At 30.1% G+C, this 20,907-nt stretch carries 17 protein-coding genes and 3 tRNA genes (1 of these 20 only partly in view); 19 read left to right on the top strand and 1 reads right to left on the bottom strand.

Annotated elements, in window-relative coordinates:
* The 3 genes in view from pta to ACN5J4_RS04965 are tightly spaced (at most 2 nt apart) and all read left to right on the top strand, a layout consistent with a single transcriptional unit that may run on beyond the window.
* Positions 1-1,633 carry the 3' portion of a phosphate acetyltransferase gene (gene pta / locus ACN5J4_RS04975; protein WP_418651024.1) on the top strand. 464 nt of this gene lie to the left of the window's left edge, so the window shows 1,633 of its 2,097 coding nt (coding positions 465-2,097); its start codon lies beyond the left edge, outside the window; the stop codon is at positions 1,631-1,633.
* Positions 1,634-1,635: 2 nt separating this feature from the next.
* The gene (locus ACN5J4_RS04970; RefSeq protein ID WP_418651023.1) at positions 1,636-2,820 is read left to right on the top strand and encodes an acetate/propionate family kinase; all 1,185 of its coding nucleotides are present in this window, start codon (positions 1,636-1,638) and stop codon (positions 2,818-2,820) included.
* Positions 2,820-3,602: a tRNA pseudouridine(38-40) synthase TruA gene (locus ACN5J4_RS04965; protein ID WP_418651022.1), complete on the top strand. Its 783-nt coding sequence runs from the start codon at positions 2,820-2,822 to the stop codon at positions 3,600-3,602. The genes ACN5J4_RS04970 and ACN5J4_RS04965 overlap by 1 nt, the downstream gene beginning before the upstream one ends.
* A 153-nt stretch (positions 3,603-3,755) precedes the next feature.
* On the opposite strand, the gene ACN5J4_RS04960 is transcribed toward ACN5J4_RS04965, so the two are convergent.
* A complete protein-coding gene (locus tag ACN5J4_RS04960) occupies positions 3,756-4,898 on the bottom strand; it encodes an acyl-CoA dehydrogenase (RefSeq protein WP_418651021.1) in 1,143 nt (380 codons plus the stop codon).
* An 89-nt stretch (positions 4,899-4,987) separates the two neighbouring features.
* On the opposite strand from ACN5J4_RS04960, the gene ACN5J4_RS04955 reads away from it, so the two are divergent.
* The 16 genes from ACN5J4_RS04955 to ACN5J4_RS04880 all read left to right on the top strand — a co-directional run bounded on the left by ACN5J4_RS04955 (position 4,988) and on the right by ACN5J4_RS04880 (position 20,901).
* Positions 4,988-6,046 carry an anhydro-N-acetylmuramic acid kinase gene (locus ACN5J4_RS04955; protein ID WP_418651139.1) on the top strand — a complete coding sequence of 353 codons (1,059 nt, stop codon included), beginning with the start codon at positions 4,988-4,990 and terminating at the stop codon, positions 6,044-6,046.
* A gap of 182 nt (positions 6,047-6,228) precedes the next feature.
* Positions 6,229-7,461 (top strand): Glu/Leu/Phe/Val dehydrogenase dimerization domain-containing protein, encoded by a 1,233-nt coding sequence (locus tag ACN5J4_RS04950; protein WP_418651020.1) that lies wholly within the window; start codon positions 6,229-6,231, stop codon positions 7,459-7,461.
* A gap of 19 nt (positions 7,462-7,480) precedes the next feature.
* On the top strand, positions 7,481-8,953 hold the full coding sequence (gene nhaB, locus ACN5J4_RS04945; RefSeq protein WP_418651019.1) for a sodium/proton antiporter NhaB: 1,473 nt from the start codon (positions 7,481-7,483) through the stop codon (positions 8,951-8,953).
* An 84-nt stretch (positions 8,954-9,037) separates the two neighbouring features.
* Positions 9,038-9,724 carry a MotA/TolQ/ExbB proton channel family protein gene (locus tag ACN5J4_RS04940; protein ID WP_418651018.1) on the top strand — a complete coding sequence of 229 codons (687 nt, stop codon included), beginning with the start codon at positions 9,038-9,040 and terminating at the stop codon, positions 9,722-9,724.
* Positions 9,724-10,116 (top strand): ExbD/TolR family protein, encoded by a 393-nt coding sequence (locus ACN5J4_RS04935; RefSeq protein ID WP_418651017.1) that lies wholly within the window; start codon positions 9,724-9,726, stop codon positions 10,114-10,116. The genes ACN5J4_RS04940 and ACN5J4_RS04935 overlap by 1 nt, the downstream gene beginning before the upstream one ends.
* A gap of 64 nt (positions 10,117-10,180) precedes the next feature.
* On the top strand, positions 10,181-11,026 hold the full coding sequence (locus ACN5J4_RS04930; RefSeq protein WP_418651016.1) for an energy transducer TonB: 846 nt from the start codon (positions 10,181-10,183) through the stop codon (positions 11,024-11,026).
* A 55-nt stretch (positions 11,027-11,081) separates the two neighbouring features.
* Positions 11,082-12,290: a bifunctional folylpolyglutamate synthase/dihydrofolate synthase gene (locus ACN5J4_RS04925; RefSeq protein WP_418651015.1), complete on the top strand. Its 1,209-nt coding sequence runs from the start codon at positions 11,082-11,084 to the stop codon at positions 12,288-12,290.
* A gap of 68 nt (positions 12,291-12,358) precedes the next feature.
* A tRNA-Val gene (locus ACN5J4_RS04920) sits at positions 12,359-12,436 on the top strand.
* Positions 12,437-12,454: 18 nt separating this feature from the next.
* A tRNA-Val gene (locus ACN5J4_RS04915) sits at positions 12,455-12,529 on the top strand.
* 38 nt (positions 12,530-12,567) lie between these two features.
* Positions 12,568-12,642, top strand: a tRNA-Val gene (locus ACN5J4_RS04910).
* 215 nt (positions 12,643-12,857) lie between these two features.
* Positions 12,858-13,793 (top strand): Gfo/Idh/MocA family protein, encoded by a 936-nt coding sequence (locus ACN5J4_RS04905; protein ID WP_418651014.1) that lies wholly within the window; start codon positions 12,858-12,860, stop codon positions 13,791-13,793.
* Positions 13,794-13,861: 68 nt separating this feature from the next.
* Positions 13,862-16,276, top strand: a complete 2,415-nt coding sequence (locus ACN5J4_RS04900; protein WP_418651013.1) for an SLBB domain-containing protein — start codon at positions 13,862-13,864, stop codon at positions 16,274-16,276.
* A 10-nt stretch (positions 16,277-16,286) separates the two neighbouring features.
* Positions 16,287-17,378 carry a Wzz/FepE/Etk N-terminal domain-containing protein gene (locus ACN5J4_RS04895; RefSeq protein WP_418651012.1) on the top strand — a complete coding sequence of 364 codons (1,092 nt, stop codon included), beginning with the start codon at positions 16,287-16,289 and terminating at the stop codon, positions 17,376-17,378.
* An 8-nt stretch (positions 17,379-17,386) separates the two neighbouring features.
* The gene (locus ACN5J4_RS04890; RefSeq protein WP_418651011.1) at positions 17,387-18,712 is read left to right on the top strand and encodes a UDP-glucose dehydrogenase family protein; all 1,326 of its coding nucleotides are present in this window, start codon (positions 17,387-17,389) and stop codon (positions 18,710-18,712) included.
* The gene (locus tag ACN5J4_RS04885; RefSeq protein WP_418651010.1) at positions 18,712-19,722 is read left to right on the top strand and encodes an NAD-dependent epimerase; all 1,011 of its coding nucleotides are present in this window, start codon (positions 18,712-18,714) and stop codon (positions 19,720-19,722) included. Before ACN5J4_RS04890 ends, ACN5J4_RS04885 begins: the two co-directional genes overlap by 1 nt.
* Positions 19,723-19,917: 195 nt before the next feature.
* Positions 19,918-20,901 (top strand): SDR family oxidoreductase, encoded by a 984-nt coding sequence (locus ACN5J4_RS04880; RefSeq protein WP_418651009.1) that lies wholly within the window; start codon positions 19,918-19,920, stop codon positions 20,899-20,901.
* The last annotated feature ends 6 nt before the right edge of the window (positions 20,902-20,907 follow it).

The raw sequence follows: 20,907 nt of genomic DNA, 5'->3' as shown, positions 1-20,907 counted from the left end.
ACGATTAACTTATGATTTGTTTGTGAATAAAGATGTTAAAGTAATTTCGGTTGTTGCAAATAAAATTGAATATTTTAATATAGATATCATTATTAAGCAAATGAGGGAGCATTTACCTATAGATGTTTCTATTAGTGCTATTCCTATAAATAGAAAATTAAATAATCCTACAATAAAAGAACTTTTAAGTAAAATTAATGCAACTGTACTTTTTGGTAATGAGTTTTTAAATAATATAACTGGTGATATTAAGGTTGGCGCAATGCAATTAGCTAATTTTCTTCATCATTTAACACCTGATAGTGTTGTGGTTACTCCAGCTGATAGGTCAGATATATTATTGGGTACTTTACAGGCTAATATTTCAACAAATTACCCTAGCGTATCTGGTGTTGTATTAACAGGTGGTATTGAGTTGAATAAATCTGTAATTAAATTAATTGAAGGTTTAGAGAAAATTATTCCTATTTTATGGGTTAAAGAAGGTACTTTTGCAGTTACAACTAAGCTTGGTAATGTACGTTCTCATATTTATGCAGAGAATGTAGATAAAATAAAAATGTCTATTAATATTTTTGAAACTCATGTTGATGTTACAGCTTTAAATGAAAAGCTTACAAGTTATAAAGGTACAGATATTGTTACACCAAGAATGTTTCAATATAATTTGTTAAAAAGAGCTAAGGAAGTAAAAAAACATATTGTTTTACCTGAAGGAAATGATGATAGAATTTTAGTTGCTGCATCACAACTTGATAAAGCAGATGTTGTTAGGTTAACCATTTTAGGTAAAAAAGAGCTTATTGTAGCGGCTGTAAAACGTTTAAATATTTCTTTTGATTTTGAATCAATTACAATCATTAATCCTATTGAGTCAGATTACTTTGATGATTTTTCAAATACGTTGTATGAGTTAAGAAAGCACAAGGGTTTAAGTCCGGCTATGGCTGATGATTTAATGGCTGATGTTTCTTATTTTGGAACGATGATGGTTTATAAAGGTTTAGTTGACGGAATGGTTTCTGGTGCTGCTCATACTACACAGCATACCATAAAACCAGCATTGCAGTTTATTAAAACTAAACCTGGATATTCTGTGGTTTCATCAATTTTTTTTATGTGTTTAGAAGATCGAGTTTCTGTTTTTGGTGATTGTGCTATCAATCCAAATCCAACAGCTGAGGAATTGGCAGAAATTGCCATAGCATCGGCAGAATCTAGTATTGCTTTTGGTATTGATCCTAAAATTGCTATGTTGTCTTATTCATCAGGAACTTCAGGTAAAGGTGAAGATGTTGATACGGTAAGAAAAGCTACTGAAATTATCAAACAAAAAAGACCTGATTTAAAAGTTGAAGGACCTATTCAGTATGATGCAGCTGTTGATCCTTTTATAGGAAAAAAGAAACTGCCTAATTCTAAAGTTGCTGGTCAGGCTAACGTACTAATTTTTCCGGATTTAAATACTGGAAATAATACTTATAAGGCAGTACAACGTGAAACAGGTGCATTGGCTATTGGCCCAATGTTGCAAGGATTAAATAAACCTGTAAATGATTTAAGTAGGGGGTGCACTGTAGAGGATATTTTTAATACTATAATTTTAACAGCTATTCAAGCTCAAGCGAAATAAGTATGAAAATATTAGTTATAAATTCAGGAAGTTCTTCAATAAAATATCAATTGATTAATATGCCAATACAAAAAGTAATTTGTACTGGATTAATTGAAAGAATTGGTTTAAAAGGAGGAACAGTTCATTATAAATCAACAGAACATAAAAGTATAGAGGTTGTTGAAATTAAAAATCATAAAGTAGGTTTACAAAAAGTAGTAGCACTATTATTGGATAAAAAAATAGGTGTAATTACGGCAACTAATGAAATTAATGTAGTAGCTCATAGGGTGGTTCATGGTGGAGATTCTTTTAAAGAAACTACAATAATAACAACTGAAGTTAAAAAGAAAATTAAAGATTTATTCTCATTAGCACCACTTCATAACCCTGCAAATTTAGAAGGAATAAAAGTTGCCGAAATTATTTTTACAAATGCTATTCAGGTAGCTTCTTTTGATACAGCATTTCATCAAACAATACCTGTTACAGCATATAAATATGCAATTCCTAATAAATTTTTAATAGAAAATAAAATACGTTTATATGGTTTTCATGGAACAAGTCATAAATATGTTTCTGAAAAAGCAATTGCTTATTTACAAAAAACACAAAGTAAAATTATTACCATACATTTAGGAAATGGTTGTAGTATAACAGCTATTAAAAATGGTATTAGTATTGATCATAGTTTAGGGTTTAGTCCTGTTACAGGCTTAATTATGGGATCACGTTCTGGTGATATTGACCATTCTTTAATTTTTTATTTAATTGATGTTTTAGGGTATAAACCTAAACATGTAAGTGATATTTTACAAAAGGAAAGCGGTATGCTTGGGTTAACAGGATTTAGTGATTTGCGAGATATTGAAGAAGCTGCTTTAAAGGGTGATAAAAATTGTCAATTAGCGTTAGATATGAATGCGTATCGAATTAAAAAATATATTGGTTCTTATATAGCAGTAATGAATGGAGTTGACGCCATTGTTTTTACTGCTGGAATTGGTGAAAATTCAGTGCTTATTAGAAAATTAGTTTGCTCTGGTTTGGAGTTTTTTGGTATTGAAATAGATAAGTATAAAAATGATACAAAAGTAACTAATCTCACAGAAATTAATAGTGAAGCGTCAAAAGTAAAAATATTGGTAATTCCTACGAATGAAGAATTAGAAATAGCAAACCAATCTTACGATTTATTAAAATAATGAACTATAAACATACTTATTTAGTAACCATTCAATATTTAGGGTTTCGTTTTCATGGATGGCAAAAACAGCCAAATTTAAAAACGGGCCATTTATTTTTAGATAAAACTTTAAAGTTTATTTATAAAGGAATTCGTTTGAAAAGTTTAGGTGTTGGTAGAACCGATGCAAGAGTATCGGCAAGTTATTTTGCATTTCAGTTATTTATTGATGAAAAAGTAGATTTTGAACAATTTATGATTGATTTTAATGCCAATGCACCTGGTGATATGAGGGCTTTGAAAATTGAAGACATTAATAATGATTTTAATATTATTCAGCATCCGAAGTTAAAAGAATATCGTTATTATTTTTCTTATGGTGAAAAAAATCATCCATATGCAGCACCTTTTTTAACTCGTTTTAGAGATCAATTAGATATAGAAGTTATGAAAGAAGGGGCAATGTTGTTTGAAGGTTTTCATAACTTTAAAAGATATTGTACAAAACCAACAGAAGAAACTAAGGTTGAAAGAACTATTGAATATTGTAGAATTGAAATAAATACCGAATTAACAGCTTCTTTTTTTCCGAAACAAAGTTTTGTTTTAATTGTTAGAGGAGAAGGTTTTTTAAGAAATCAAATTCGTTTGATAATGGGGGGTTTACATAGCTTAGGAAAAGGAGAGTATGATTTAGATTTTATCAAACAGAGTTTAGATTGCGAAGCAGAAATTGAATTTATTAAAAATATTGCACCCGCCTCTGGATTACATTTACATAAAATAGCTTTTAAAAATTAATTATAAAATAAGGTTGCGTTAGCGATTGAAGTTTTGTTTGAGCTCTTTTATGAAGAATGAATAAAAAGCGAGTACGTAAAGCGCGACCCTTGTGGTAACGCTATAAAAATAAGTTCATTATAAAAAGAATGAACTTATTTATGTGAATAAGTTTTATTTTTTAATAATACTTCTAGAAATTACAATTTTTTGAATTTCAGAGGTTCCTTCATAAATTTGAGTAATTTTTGCATCACGCATTAAGCGTTCTACATGATAATCTTTTACAAAACCATTTCCACCATGAATTTGAACTGCTTCAACAGTTTGCTCCATAGCAACTTTAGAGGCGTATAATTTTGCCATTGCTCCAGATATGTCGTAATTATTACCTTGATCTTTATCCCAAGCCGCTTTTAAAACAAGCATTCTAGCTGCTTCAATTTCTGTATACATATCAGCTAATTTAAAAGCAATTGCTTGATGATTACAAATTTCAGTACCAAAAGCTTTACGTTCTTTTGAGTATTTTAAAGCTAATTCATAAGCGCCAGAAGCAATACCTAATGCTTGTGCAGCAATACCAATTCGTCCACCAGCTAAAGTTTTCATGGCGAATTTAAATCCGAAACCATCTTCACCAATTCTATTTTCTTTTGGAACTTTTACATCATTAAATTGTAGTGTGTGCGTGTCTGAGCCTCTAATACCTAATTTATCTTCTTTAGGTCCTATGTGAAAACCTTTGGTTCCTTTTTCGACTATAAAAGCATTAATTCCTCGATGTTTTTTACTACGATCGGTTTGGGCAATAACTATATAAACATCGGCACGACCACCGTTAGTAATCCAGTTTTTTGTACCGTTAATTATATAATGATCTTCTTTTTCTTCAGCAGTAGTTGCTTGTGAAGTTGCATCAGAACCCGCTTCAGGTTCACTTAAACAAAAGGCTCCAATTTGTTCACCAGTAGCTAATTTTGTTAAGTATTTTTGTTTTTGAGCTTCGTTTCCATAAGCTTCTAAACCATAACAAACTAATGAGTTGTTTACAGAAACCATAACAGAGGCAGAGGCATCAATTTTAGACAACTCTTCCATAATTAATGTATACGATATTGTATCCATTCCACTTCCGCCATATTCAGGAGCAACCATGACTCCTAAAAAACCAAGTTCGCCCATTTTTTTTACTAGTTCAGGAGGAAATTCTTGTTTATTATCTCTTTCAATTACTTCAGGTAATAATTCGGTTTGAGCAAAATTACGTGCAGCATTCCTAATCATTATATGTTCTTCTGTTAAACTAAAATTCATAATTTATGATTGTTATATTAGAAAAAATATCACTCAAAGATACTTTTTTAATAGCATCTTTTTGGTTGTGTTTTATTATTTTTACGAGTATGAATACTAACTTTAATTTTATTATAGGTTTAATGTCAGGAACCTCGTTAGATGGAATTGACATAATATACGTTAAATTTGATAAAAGAGATTATAAAAAATTTAATATTTTATTTTCAGAAACTATTCCTTACACAAATGGATGGGTAACTAAATTAAAAGAAGCAATAAGTTTTCCTGAAAATAAATTAATTAATTTAGATATTGAGTATGCCAAGCTATTAGGAAATGAAATTAATTATTTTATAAAAAAGCATGCTATTTGTAATATTGATTTTATCTCTTCGCATGGGCATACTATTTTACATGAGCCTGATAAAGGAATTACACTTCAAATAGGTAATGGAAAGGTTATTTCAGAAATAACAAAGCAAAAAGTAATTTGTGATTTTAGAACTCAAGATGTTAATTTAGGAGGGCAAGGAGCTCCACTAGTTCCTATAGGCGATGAGTTATTATTTTCAGATTATAAATTTTGTGTTAATTTGGGAGGTTTTGCTAATGTATCATTTAAAAAAAATGAACAGCGAATAGCTTTTGATATTTGTCCTGTAAATATTGTTTTAAATCATTATGTTCAAAAATTAGGTTTTATTTATGATGATAAAGGAAAAATAGCGGCAACAGGTAGTATAAATAAAGAGTTGTTAAAAAGATTAAACCAGTTAGATTATTATAAAAAAGAACCTCCAAAATCATTAGGTTTAGAATGGGTTCAGTCAATTATTTTTCCTTTAATAGATAAAACTGAAAAAAATATTAGCTCAGTTTTAAGAACGTTTATTGAGCATGTAGCTATTCAAATTGGAAGAATAATTTATAAAAGTGATGCTGTTTTAATAACAGGAGGCGGTGTTTTTAACGATTTCTTAATCCAAAGAATAGCATTTTATTCAGAACAAAAAATAATAACACCATCAAAAGAACTTATTAATTATAAAGAAGCACTGATTTTTGCTTTTTTAGGGTTGTTACGTGCTGAAAATCAGGTTAATTGTTTAAGTAGTGTTACTGGTGCCGAAAAAGATCATTCTTCAGGTGTTATTTTTATTAGGTAACTGATTTTTTTAATTAAAAAAAATACTAACTATGATTTTTTATGCTAGATTTGTGAAAGAGTATTTTTAATTAACCATATTAATAATTTTAAAAAATGAAGCAACTTTAACTCCCCTTTATAAAATATATATATTATTAAGTGTAGCAAGTTAAAGTTGAATAATTTATTAGAAATAAAAGTATGAAAGATTTACTTAAAATATACGAAGAAAAAGAACCCGAAATTGTTTTCCATTGGAGAGATCAAGAAACAGATGCTGAAGGTTGGACGGTTATAAACTCTTTAAGAGGAGGTGCTGCAGGCGGTGGTACTAGAATGCGTAAAGGTTTAAATAAAAATGAAGTTTTGTCTTTAGCTAAAACAATGGAAATTAAATTTACTATTTCAGGACCTGCTATTGGAGGTGCTAAATCAGGAATTGATTTTGACCCTAATGATCCGCGAAAAAGAGGTGTTTTAGAGCGTTGGTATAAAGCTGTTACACCTCTATTAAAACATTATTACGGAACAGGAGGAGATTTAAATGTTGATGCAGATAAAGATGTAATTCCTATTACAGAGAGTTGCGGAGTTTGGCATCCTCAGGAAGGGATTTTTAATGGACATTTTAAACCGACTGAAGCAGATAAAATTAATAGAATTGGGCAATTACGTCAAGGAGTAATTAAAGTAATTGAAGATAAGCAGTACTCTCCTAATTTAGCACGAAAGTATACTGTATCAGATATGTTAACAGGCTACGGTGTAGCTGAAGCAGTCAAACATTATTATAATATTTACGGAGGAACAATTGTCGATAAAAAAGCCATTGTTCAGGGTTTTGGAAATGTTGGTTCAGCAGCAGCATATTATTTAACACAATTAGGTGCTAAAGTTGTTGGTATTATTGATAGAGAAGGCGGAGTTATAAATGAAGAAGGATTTTCGATGGAAGAAATAACGGAATTATTTTTAGCTAAGGATGGAAATAAATTGGTTGCTAGTAAAATGATTCCTTTTGATGAAATTAATGAAAAAATATGGAGTTTGCCAGCAGAGATATTTGTGCCAGCAGCAGCTTCAAGATTAATATCAAAGAATCAGGTGCAGCAGATGATAGATACAGGGTTGGAGGTGATATCGCCAGGAGCAAATGTTCCTTTTGCTGATAAAGAAATTTTTTTTGGGCCAATAATGGAGTATGCTGATAAACATTTAAGTTTGTTGCCTGATTTCATATCTAATTGTGGTATTGCTAGAGTTTTTGCCTATTTAATGGAAGCGAAAATTATATTGCCAATGGAAGATAAAGCAATTTTTGAAGACACTTCAAATACCATAAAAAAAGCATTGCAAAGAACCTTTTCAAAAAGTGGTTCAAAAATAAAAATAAGTAAAACAGCATTTGAGATAGCTTTAAAAGAGTTGGTTTAATAGCAAATAAATAAGTATTATGTTTAAGTATTTTTTAGGAAATAGTCCTAAGTGGTTTAAAATAACCATGATTAGTTTTTTGATTTTTAATGTGTTTTCCTTTTTTGTATTAGGAAAAACAATAACAGCTTGGCTTTTTATAGCAGAATTTATTTTTACTTTAGCAATGGCATTAAAATGTTATCCTCTTCAGTCTGGTGGGTTGATAGCTATTCAAGCAATTGTATTAGGGTTAACAACTGCTAAAAATGCCTATCATGAAGTAGATCAAAATTTAGAAGTAGTATTGCTTTTAGTATTTATGGTTGCAGGTATTTATTTTATGAAACCTTTATTGATGTATATATTTAGTAAAGTTTTTACTAAAATAAAGTCTAAAGTTTTATTATCATTACTTTTTGTTTTTTTATCTGCTGTTTTATCAGCCTTTTTAGATGCATTGACAGTAACAGCAGTGTTAATTAGTGTAGCTGTAGGTTTTTACGGTGTGTATCACAAAATACATTCTAGTTCATCAGATTATGATGAAGATGGTGTTTTAGATAGGAAAGAATTAAGTGGAGAAACTTTGGAGGAGTTTCGTGGTTTTTTACGTAGTTTAATAATGCATGGAGTGGTGGGTACAGCTTTAGGAGGTGTTTGTACTTTAGTAGGAGAACCTCAAAATTTATTAATTGGAGAGCGATTAGGTTGGGATTTTATAGAATTTTTTTTAAAAATGGCTCCTATAACATTACCTGTTTTAGCAGCAGGGATGGTAACTACTGTTGTTTTAGAGTTAACAGGGTGGTTTGGTTTTGGAGATAAATTACCAAAAGTTGCTGCTGATATAATAGGTCGTTATACTGAATTAGAGGATGCTAAAAGAACAGATAAAGAAAAATATGCTTTAATTATTCAAGGGATATCAGCTATTTTATTGATTGCAGGTTTAGCTTTGCATGTAGCTCCTGTTGGTTTTATAGGTTTAGCTTTAATAATTGTACAAACAGCTTTTATTGGAATAATTGATGAGCATCAATTAGGGCATGCTTTTGAAGAAGCATTACCTTTTACAGGGCTGTTGGTAGTATTTTTTGTGGTAGTTGCAATGATTCATGATCAACATTTATTTAGCCCTATAATTCATTGGGCTTTAAATCAAGATCCGGCTTCACAACCAGGACTTTTTTATCTGGCAAACGGATTTTTATCAGCAATTAGTGATAATGTATTTGTAGCAACCGTATATATAGGTGAGGTACAGGAAGCTTTTAAAACAGGTATAATATCAAGAGAACAGTTTGAAAAATTAGCAATAGCTATTAATACAGGTACTAATTTACCTAGTGTTGCAACACCAAATGGTCAGGCGGCATTTTTATTCTTGTTAACCTCTTCATTAGCACCTTTAATTAATTTATCTTATGGTAAAATGGTTAAAATGGCTTTTCCTTATACTATAGTTTTAGGTGGTTTAGGTTTTATTATGGTAAAGCTATTATTATCTTAAATAAATAAAAAATAATATTGTACTTTTAAATCCTGAATTTTTAAATTCAGGATTTTTTAGTATTTATAAAATAAAATTATGTTCATGTTAGGGTACATTCAAGAGAATACAGATTTAGTTGAAGCAATCTCAGAAGAAAAAACATTATCTATAATTCAGTTAATTAAAGATGGTGGATTAGGAGGTCAAGTTATTATAGCTATTTTATTTGTGCTATTAGCACTTTCATTATATATTTATTTTGAACGATTTTTTGCTATCAAAGCAGCTTCAAAAGTTGATAAAAATTTTATGAATCAAATTAGAGACTATGTAACAAATGGTAAATTAGATAACGCTAAAGAATTATGTGAAAGTACCAACTCACCTACAGCAAGATTAATAGGAAAAGGTATTTCTAGAATAGGAAAGCCTTTAGAAGATATTAATAAAGCTATTGAAAATGCAGGTAAACTAGAGGTGTATCAGTTAGAAAAAAATGTTTCTGTAATAGCAACTATTGCAGGTGCAGCTCCTATGATTGGTTTTTTAGGTACTGTAATTGGAATGATTATTGCAATTCATGAAATAGCAAATTCAGGTGGGCAAATTGATATAAAATTATTGTCTGATGGGTTATATACCGCTATGACTACCACTGTTGCAGGTTTAATTGTAGGTATTATAGCTTACATAACGTATAACCATTTGGTGGTACGTACAGATAAAGTAGTATATCAAATGGAGGCAACCTCTGTTGAGTTTTTAGATTTATTAAATGAACCAGTGTAATGAATTTAAAAGGAAGAAATAAAGTTGACCCAAGTTTTAATATGTCGTCTATGACGGATATTGTTTTTTTGTTGTTAATATTTTTTATGCTAACATCAACACTAGTAACTGTAAGTGCTATTGATGTATTATTGCCAAAGGCAGGAGGTAAAACAGAAAACAGTGCTGCTGTAGCTGTTACAATAACAGAAAACTCATCCTTTTATATTGATAAAACAAAAGTTAGTAATGCTAATTTAGAAAAAACAATATTAGCTAAAGTAGGAATAGATAAAAAGAAAACCCTAGTTATTAGAGGAGATCAAAATGTGCCATATAAAAACGTTATGCAAGTTATTGATATTGCAAATAGAAATAAGCTAAAAATGATTCTAGCTGTAAAAGGTAAGTAGTTTTAAATACCATTTCGATTTACTTTTTAAAAGATGATAAAAATACTACAGAGAAATTTGTTAAATGAAAATATTAGATACACAACATAAACGCAAATCAGCAGCTGTAACAGCGTTGATTTTGATGCTTTTACTTTTTGGTATATTTAATTTTGGGATGAAATATTTAGATCCTCCTATTGAATATGGATTAGCGATTAATTTTGGAGATTCTGAAGTTGGTAGCGGTGAGCCTGTAGAGCATACAAAATCAGAAGCAAAACCTGAAGAGTCTCAAGACGAAGTAGTTGAAGAAGAAGTAGTTGAAGAAGAACTTGATATTTCTAAAGAGATTATTAAAGAGGAAGTTATTACAGATGATGCTGCAAAAGATGTTCCCGTTGTAGAGAAAGTTAATGAAAAAGTGAAAGTTCCAAAAGAAGTAGTCAAAGAAGTTATAAAACAAAAAGAAAAAGAAAAGGTAAAACCAAAGCCGTCAAAGGCTACAACTGATGCTTTAAATAGTTTGTTAAACGGAACGTCAAAAGAAGGTGAAACTTCAGGAGAAGGAGATGATAATACTTCAGGAACCAAAGGAAACGAAAATGGCGATCCAAATTCGAATAAATATTATGGAAATTCAGGAAGTGGTACAGGTGGTAATTATAATTTAGCAGGTCGTAAAGCATTATCTAAACCTATAAGAAAACCAAACTGTCAAGAAGAAGGCACTGTTGTAGTAAGTATTATAGTAAATCAAAATGGAAAAGTTATTAAAGCAACTCCAGGTGTAAAAGGATCTAATAATACTGCTTTATGTTTGTTAAAAGCAGCAAAAGAAGCAGCCTTAAAAACACAATGGAATGCAGACGGAAATGCACCTCCAAAGCAAAGTGGAACTATTATTTACAAGTTTTCTTTATCTCAGTAATTAATAATTTTATATCATAATAACTCAGCTATAGCTGAGTATTTACAAAACACCTATGACTTATCAACAAACTTTAGATTGGATGTTTTTGCAGTTGCCAATGTATCAGCGTGAAGGGAATACTGCTTTTAAAAAAAAGTTAACAAATAGTATTGCTTTAAGTAATGAGTTAGGAAATCCTGAGCAGAAATTTAAAACGGTTCATGTAGGGGGTACGAATGGTAAGGGGTCAACAAGTCATATGATTGCTTCTGTACTACAAGAAGCAGGCTATAGAGTAGGTTTGTATACATCGCCACATCTAAAAAATTTTACAGAACGTATTAGAGTTAATGGAGAAGAAATTTTAAGAGAAAGTGTTATTGATTTTATATCAAAAAACAAATGCTTTTTAGAAACTCAAAAATTATCTTTTTTTGAAATGACCGTAGGTATGGCATTTGATTATTTTGCAAAACAAAAAGTTGATATTGCGGTTATAGAGGTTGGTCTTGGAGGTCGATTAGATTCGACAAATATTATTAAGCCCCAAGTTTCTGTGATAACAAATATTGGGTTAGATCATACGCAGTTTTTAGGAGAAACTTTACCAGAAATTGCTTATGAAAAAGCAGGTATTATAAAAGAAAATGTACCTGTTATTATTGGAGAACGACAAAAGGTTATAGAAGATGTTTTTATAACTAAAGCAAAAACATGTGGTGCTACAATTTTATTTGCTTCAGATGGATTAGAAGTGTATGAAACTGATTTATTGGGAGATTATCAAATAAAAAACACTAAAACAGCTGTTGAAGCTGTAAGGCAATTAAAAAATTTTTCAGTAACAAGTGAGGTTATAAAAAAAGGATTATTAAATGTTGTAAAAAACACTAATTTAAAAGGACGTTGGCAAGTTTTACAAGATTCTCCTAAGGTTATTTGTGATACAGCACATAATAAAGAAGGTTTAATATATACTCTAAAACAACTAAGTAGAGAAAGGTTTAAAACGCTACATATTATTTTAGGGGTTGTTTCTGATAAAAAAATAGAAGAAGTATTACCAATGTTTCCTAAAAAAGCAATTTATTACTTCTGTAAACCAAATATTCCAAGAGGATTATCAGAAAAAATATTAAAAGAGCAGTCAAAAAAGTTTAATTTGTATGGAGAATCTTTTGAATCTGTAAATCAAGCTTTTGAGAATGCTAAATTAAATGCAAACAAAGAAGATGTTATTTATATTGGAGGGAGTACTTTTGTTGTAGCTGAGGTTTTATAAAAAAAAATAAAAAAAAGCATTGCTATATTAAATAAGAGTTATATATTTGCACCCGCAATTAGTTTATAGGGCGCGTAGCTCAGTTGGTTCAGAGCACTTGGTTTACACCCAAGGGGTCAGGGGTTCGAATCCCTTCGCGCCCACCATAGTCTAATTTGTAGTTAGGGCGCGTAGCTCAGTTGGTTCAGAGCACTTGGTTTACACCCAAGGGGTCAGGGGTTCGAATCCCTTCGCGCCCACACAATTTTTTAGTTAAGAGTTAAATATATATAGTTTAGGGCGCGTAGCTCAGTTGGTTCAGAGCACTTGGTTTACACCCAAGGGGTCAGGGGTTCGAATCCCTTCGCGCCCACCGAAAGTCTCATCATTTTTTGATGAGACTTTTTTTGTTTTCTAATATTTTTAAAAATGTTTTTTGTAGTTTCGTAGGCTGTTTGTAAGGTTTTTTAGTGTTGTGTTATTTATAAATGTAACAAAAAGAAGGGTGTGTTTTAAGTTATATACACGTTAAATTAAAAAGAGTTAGTAGTGTGAAAAATCTCAAAACGTAATAGATAAAATAGTATAATGAAAAACTTTGCGTTAATTGGAGCTGCAGGTTATATTGCTCCGCGTCATTTAAAAGCTATAAAAGATACCAATAATAAGTTAATAGCGGCGTTAGATAAGTTTGATAGTGTTGGAGTAATGGATAATTATTTTCCAAAGGCTCATTTTTTTGTAGAGTTTGAGCGATTTGATCGGCATATAGAAAAAATAAAGCGACAGCAAAATATTCAGTTAGATTATGTGAGTATATGTACACCAAATTATTTACATGATTCACATATACGTATGGCATTAAGAAGAGGTGCTGATGCTATTTGTGAGAAGCCTTTGGTTTTAAATCCTTGGAATGTAGATGCTTTACAGGCAATTGAGAAGGAGTCAGGTAATAAGATAAATACGATTCTTCAATTAAGGCTACACCCAAGTATTATTGAGCTTAAAAATAAAGTGATATCTGAAAACAGAAAAGAAAAATATGATGTTGATTTGACTTATATAACCTCGAGAGGTAATTGGTATGATGTTTCTTGGAAAGGCGATGAGAGTAAGTCAGGGGGGATTGCAACAAATATTGGAGTTCATTTTTATGATATGCTTTGTTGGGTTTTTGGTGATGTGCAAGAAAATATAGTGCATTTAAGAGAAAAAGATAAGTCAGCAGGATATTTAGAGTTCGAAAATGCAAGAGTGCGTTGGTTTTTATCAATAGATGAAAATTCATTACCTATAGAAATTTTAAAAAAACAACAACGAACATATCGCTCTATTACAGTAAATGGTGAAGAAATTGAATTTAGTGGCGGTTTTACTGAATTGCATACAAAGAGTTATCAAGGTATTTTAAATGGAAAAGGGTTTGGCTTAGAAGACGCTAAGTCATCGATAGAAATTGTACACGATATTAGAAATGTTGAATTGGTTAGTAATGGTGAAAAAAACCCTTTTATACGGTAAAAAAAATACTGTTATATTTGTTAACTTAACTAAAAAAATAGTCGACTAGCTATAAAAATAATAATAAAATGACTTTAAAAAATATTAATATACTATCAATATTCATGTTGCTTGTTTTTAGTTTTACTTCGGTTAATTCTCAAAACATACAATTGCAATTAGCTAATACTGATGTCGATAATCTTTCTGATCAACAAGTAGTTAGTTATCGAGATGAAATTAAAAAGCAAGGTTATACTTTAGAGCAAGCTTTGGTGATGTCTAAATCCAAAGGAATGTCTGAATTACAAGCTCAAAAATTACAAGCTAGAATCCTTAATTTAGATAACTCAAGTGTAACTAGACTTAGTGGAACTAAAAAATTAAAAACGGAACAAGAGGTGTATTTTGGGTTAACAGGTAAGCAAGGCGAAGCACAGCAAAAAGAAAAGCTTTTTGGATATGATTTCTTTAATAATCCAAATATTTCGTTTACTCCAAATTTAAATGTAACAACCCCTGATAATTATGTTATTGGAGCTGGAGATGTTGTTTCTGTTGATTTATGGGGTGCAGCTGAAGCTAATTATGAAGAGAAAGTAAATAGACAGGGAGCTATTAATATTCAAAGTGTTGGCTATATTCATGTAGTAGGTTTGCCTATTAAAGCGGCAAAATCAAAAATCAAAAATTATTTAAAGAAAATTTATGCAGGAATAACAGCCTCTCCTGATAGTTATAATAAAGTGAATATAGCTGTTTCTATAAAAGAAGTACGAAATGTTCAAGTAAGTATTGTAGGCGAGGTAAAAGTACCTGGCTCGTATTCTTTAAGCGCTTTTTCAACAGTTTTAAATTCTTTATATGCTGCAGGTGGACCAACTAAAAATGGAACCCTTAGAAATATTCGACTTTTTAGAGCAGGGCAAAAAATAGCCGATTTTGACTTTTATGAGTTTTTAGTAAACGGATTAGAGAAAGGAAATATAACTGTACAAGATCAGGACGTTATCATTGTAAAACCTTACGAAAAATTAGTAACAATCGAAGGAGCTGTTAAAAGACCTGGATTGTATGAAATGAAAAAGTCTGAAACTTTTTCAGATTTGTTAAAATATTGTAGTGGTTTTGTTTCAAATGCATACAAGCAAAATATTGTTGTTGAAAGGGTTAATGGGATTCAAAAAGAAATATTAGAAATACCTCAAGCGAATTTATCTGTAGAAAAATTAAAAGATGGCGATTTTATAAAAATTAATCAAATTACAAATGAATTTTCAAATAAAATAACCATAACAGGAGCGGTATTTCAACCAGGTAATTATCAGTATAAAGAAAATTTATCAGTAGCCGATTTGCTAAATAAAGCAGAAGGAATTACTAAAGAAGCTTTTTTAGATAGAGCTATAATTGTTCGAACCTATAATGAAACAAACAAAGAAACAATCTCATTTTCATTAAAAGAAAATAATGAAAGATTGTTTCTTAAACAAAATGATAAAGTATACATATACAGTAAAAAAGAACTAAAAGAAAAAGAATTTATTACTATTAATGGCGCAGTAAATAAAGGTAATGAATTCGATTTTATGGAAGGAATGCAAATAGAAGATCTAATAGTACTTGCAGGTGGGTTAAAAGATGGTGCTGATGCTAATACAATTGATGTTTCAAGAAGATTGAAGGATGGGAGCTTCGAAACTATTAGTAAAAACTTTAATCTTAGTGCAAATGCTACTTTAGAAGGAACAGCGAGTAATCATTTTATTTTACAACCTTTTGATATTATTTCAGTTCGATACTTAAAAGGTTATACCAAACAAAAAAATGTTTTTATTAAGGGAGAAGCTAATTTTGAAGGAGAATATTCTATAGGTTTTAAAAATGAAAAAATATCAGACTTAATTAAAAAAGCAGGTGGATTAACAAAGTTTGCATACACCCAAGGAGCTTTTTTAACTAGAAAAAATAATAAAAAAGAGGATAAAAAGCAACTAGAAATCCTTTCCGAATTTGCTACAAAAGATGAGTTAGGTGTTGGTGTATGTAGAGTTAATGAGAAAAAATCCTTTAAAATAGGAATTAACTTACAAAAAATATTGTCTAAAGGTGGCGAATCATCAAAATATAATTTAATTTTAGAGGAAGGTGATGAGCTCTTTATCCCATCTGAAAGACAAACCGTAAAAGTAGAAGGTGAAGTGTTATCTCCATCATTGGTTCAATATGAAAAAGCAAGGAGCTTTAAACAATATATTGAAAGTTCTGGTGGTTTTTCTGCAAATGCTAAAAAGAGTAGAGCTTATGTAATTTATGCTAATGGAGATATTAAAACAATAAAACGATTCTTGTTCTTTAAATCATACCCAAAAGTAAAGCCGGGTTCTTTGATTTTAGTACCTAATAAACCGAAAAATGTTAGAAAGTCGTCGGCACAAGAAGTTATTGCCGTAACAACTGGTTTAGCTACATTAGGAATTTTAGTCAAAACATTAACAAATTAAGTTGTAAAAAATGGTAAAGAAAAGCACATATTATAATGCTGAAGGTGAAATTGACTTATTAGCATTATTTAAAACAATATGGACAGCTAGAAGAACAGTAATCCGTTTTATAATTATTTTTGGCTTATTAGGTATATTTATAGCTATTTTTTCACCAAAACAATATACTGCTTCCACTATATTAGTACCTCAATTATCAAAAGGTGCATCAGTACCTGATTTAGGCGGTTTAGCTATTTTGGCAGGTATTAATCTAGAAAGAAGTAGTTTGTCTAAAAGTATTAGTCCACATTTATACCCTAAAATTACAGAAAGTGTTCTTTTTAGAAAAGAATTATTAAAAGTGCCTTTAAAGTTTTCATATTTAGATAAAGATATTACTTACGAAGAGTATTATTTAAAATATAAAAAAACAAATGTACTTTCTTTTATTAAAAATTACACCGTAAGACTTCCTGGTAAGTTTTTTAGTTTATTTAAAAAGAACATTACACATGTAGTTGATGAAAAAGTGAGAAATGATTCTATTTATAGGGTTTCTGTATTAGAAAGTAAACTTATGAATTTGATAGGTAGTCAATTAAAAATAGATATTAATGGTAAAGAGGGGTATGTGGAGTTAATGTTTTCAATGCCAGAAGCTCTTCCGGCAGCTCAAATGACTAAAAAAGCAAAAGATATATTACAGAGGATAATAACTAACTTTAAAGTTCAGAAAACAAAAGAAGAATTAATTTTCATAGAAGAGCGTTATAAAGAATTAAAAAAAGATTTTGAAAAAAAACAAGCAAATTTAGCAAGTTTTAGGGATCGAAATCAAGGATTAATAACATTTCGCTCAAAATCTCGTTTAGAAAGGTTAAACTCAGATTATAATTTAGCTTATACAATATACTCTGAAATGGCGAAACAATTAGAAAAACAAAAAATTAAGTTAAAAGAAAATACACCTTTATTTACGGTAATAAAGCCAGTAACTGTTCCTATATTAAAATCAAGACCAAACAGAGTTCTAATTTTTGTAAAATGGTTGTTTTTAGGTATTATAATAGGCGTAGGGTTTGTTTTTGGAAAAGTATTTGTAAAAAAAAATAAAAGATAGTTAGTTGTATGAATATAGCTGTTATAGGTTCAGGTTATGTTGGTTTAGTGTCAGGAGCATGTTTTTCTGAAATGGGAAATAAAGTTACTTGTATTGATATAGATCAAGATAAAATAGATAAACTACATAGAGGTGTAATTCCAATTTACGAACCAGGGTTAGAAAAAATGGTTCTTAAAAATATAGAAAAAAACAATTTGCTTTTTACAACTCAATTAGAAGATGTTATAAATAATGTTGATATTGTTTTTATAGCGGTAGGTACGCCTATGGGAAATGATGGTTCAGCAGATTTAAAATATGTATTATCTGTTGCTAGAGAAATAGGAGCTAAAATGAATAAACGACTTGTAATTGTAGATAAGTCAACAGTTCCGGTGGGTACTGCAGATAAAGTGAAAATAGCAATACAAAAAGAATTAGATAAAAGAAATTTAGCTATATTATTTGATGTTGTTTCGAACCCTGAATTTTTAAAAGAAGGGGACGCTATTAGTGATTTTATGAAACCTGATAGAGTTGTTATTGGGGCAGAAACTGAATATGCTATTGATAAAATGAGACAACTGTACTCTCCGTTTACAATGTCTCATGAACGTTTCATAACCATGGATATCCGTTCTGCAGAAATGACAAAATATGCGGCAAATGCTATGTTAGCTACAAAAATTTCATTTATGAATGAAATAGCTAATATTTGTGAAAGAGTTGGAGCTGATGTAAATAATGTAAGGGTAGGAATAGGATCTGATAGTAGAATAGGATATAGCTTTATTTATCCAGGAGCAGGTTATGGAGGATCTTGTTTTCCTAAAGATGTAAAAGCTTTAAAGAAAATGGCAGAAGAACATGGTTATAATGCTCAATTAATAACCTCAGTAGAAGAGGTTAATAATCGTCAGAAACAGGTGATTTCAGAAAAAATAATAAGTAGATTTGGAGGAGATTTAACAGGTTTTACTTTCGGTCTTTGGGGGTTAGCATTTAAACCAGGAACTGATGACATGAGAGAGGCTCCTGCTATTTATGTGGTTAAAGAATTGGTAAAAAGAGGAGCTAAGATAAAAGCATACGATCCAAAAGCAATGCAAGAAGCACAACTTTTTTATTTAAAAGGAGTTGATAATATTTCATACTTTGAATCAAAATATGATGTTTTAAAAAACGCCGATGCTTTAATTATGTTAACAGAATGGAAGGAATTTCGTTCTCCTGATTTTTCAGAAATAAAAAAACAATTAAATACACCTATTGTTTTTGACGGAAGAAATCAATACAATGCTTTTAAGTTAGAAGATAGAGGTTTTGAATATTATCAAATAGGTAAAAACTAATGAAGGTTTTAGTTACAGGAGCTGCAGGTTTTATTGGGTATCATTTATGTAAACAACTTTTAATAAATGGATTTAAAGTTGTTGGTATTGATAATATTAATAACTATTATGATGTTAACCTTAAGTACAGTAGGTTAAAAGAATTAGGTATTGATAAAGAAAATGCGGCTATTTTTTATAAAGAAGTTATTAGTAGTGCTAATTCTAATTTCAAATTCAAAAGACTTAATTTAGAAGATAAGCTACAATTATCAAATCTTTTTAAAATAGAAAAATTCGATATTGTGTGTAATTTAGCTGCTCAGGCAGGTGTTAGGTATAGTATTGAAAATCCTGAAGCTTATATACAGAGTAATATTGTTGGTTTTTTAAATATTTTAGAAAATTGTAGGCATAATAATATTAAGCATTTAGTTTACGCTAGTAGTTCAAGTGTTTATGGAGCTAATAAAAAAATACCTTTTGAAACCAATGACAATGTAGATCATCCGGTAAGTTTATATGCTGCTACCAAAAAAAGTAATGAATTAATGGCGCATACTTATAGCCACTTATACAATATACCAACTACAGGTTTGCGTTTTTTTACTGTTTATGGTCCTTGGGGTAGGCCAGATATGGCTCCTACATTATTTGCCGATGCAATTATTAATAACCGAGCCATAAAAGTATTTAATTATGGAAATATGCAACGTGATTTCACGTATATAGATGATATAGTAGAAGGTGTTAAAAGAATAATTGTAAAGCCGGTAAAAGATAGACCATTGTATAAAATATATAATATAGGTAATAATAAGGCGCTAAATTTATTAGACTTTGTTTCTGAAATAGAAAAAAATATAGGCAAAGTAGCTGAGAAAGAGATGCTGCCCATGCAGCCTGGTGATGTTGAAAAAACCTGGGCAAATGTAGATGAGTTAATAAAAGATTATGATTACCAGCCTAATACATCATTACAAAAAGGAATTAAAGAGTTTATTTATTGGTTTAAGGTTTTTTATATTTAGAAATGATTGTATAATGTTTTTAAAACTCAAAATAGACTCTAAAAATAGTATTATCTTAGCTTGTTATTAGAGGGTCGTTTGTTTTTATGTAAAACACCTTCCGTATAAAAAAGAAATAAAGGTTTTGATACCAGTAAATAAAAAGGGTGTTTTAGCTCTAAAATATATTAAAAAATAATTTTTTTTAAAAAAAGTATGGAAAATAAAAAAAAAGAGATACTTATTACAGGAGGAGCCGGTTTTATTGGTTCCAATTTGGTTGCCTATTTTTTAGAGCAAAAGTATAAAGTTACAGTATTAGATAATTTTTCAACAGGTTATTATCATAACATTGAGCCTTTTTTAGATAATCCTAACTTTGAGTTAATAGAAGGTGATATTCGAGATTTAGAAACTTGTAAAAAAGCGTGCGAAAATAAAAAATATATTTTACATCAAGCCGCTTTAGGATCTGTACCTCGATCTATTGAAGATCCTATTACAACAAATGATGTTAATACATCAGGTTTTTTAAATATGTTAGTTGCCGCGAGAGATGCAGGTGTAAAACGCTTTGTATATGCGGCTAGTTCTTCTACGTACGGTGATTCAGAATCTTTACCAAAGGTAGAAGATGTAATAGGAAAACCACTTTCACCGTACGCAATAACAAAATATGTAAATGAATTATATGCAGATGTTTTTGGTAAAATGTATGGTTTAGAGTGTGTTGGTTTACGATATTTTAATGTTTTTGGAAGAAAACAAAATCCAAACGGAGCATATGCAGCGGTAATACCTAAATTTGTAATTCAGTTAATGAACTATGAAAGTCCTGTAATTAATGGAGACGGAACGTACTCAAGAGATTTTACATACATTGATAATGTAATTCAAATGAATGAGAGAGCGATGCTTGCTGAATCAGGAGTAGCTGTAAACACCGTTTATAATACGGCTGTTGGAGACAGAACTACTATCAAAGAAATGGTAGAGTTGTTAAAAGAGTACTTAACTGAATTTGATGCTAAAATAGCAGCTGTAGAAATTTCATACGGGCCTAATAGGTTAGGTGATATTCCACACTCATTAGCATCAATAGAAAAGGCAAAGAAAAATTTAGGTTATAATCCAACACATGAGTTTGCAAAAGGATTGAAAGAAGCGGTAGCTTGGTATTGGAAAAATTTAGAAAAATAGTTAAAA

Origin of the sequence: Tenacibaculum aestuariivivum (assembly GCF_964507685.1) — a bacterium.
Lineage (GTDB): Bacteria > Bacteroidota > Bacteroidia > Flavobacteriales > Flavobacteriaceae > Polaribacter > Polaribacter aestuariivivum.
The sequence above is the reverse complement of the archived record's forward strand: the minus strand, read 5'-3'. Positions and strand labels throughout refer to the sequence as shown.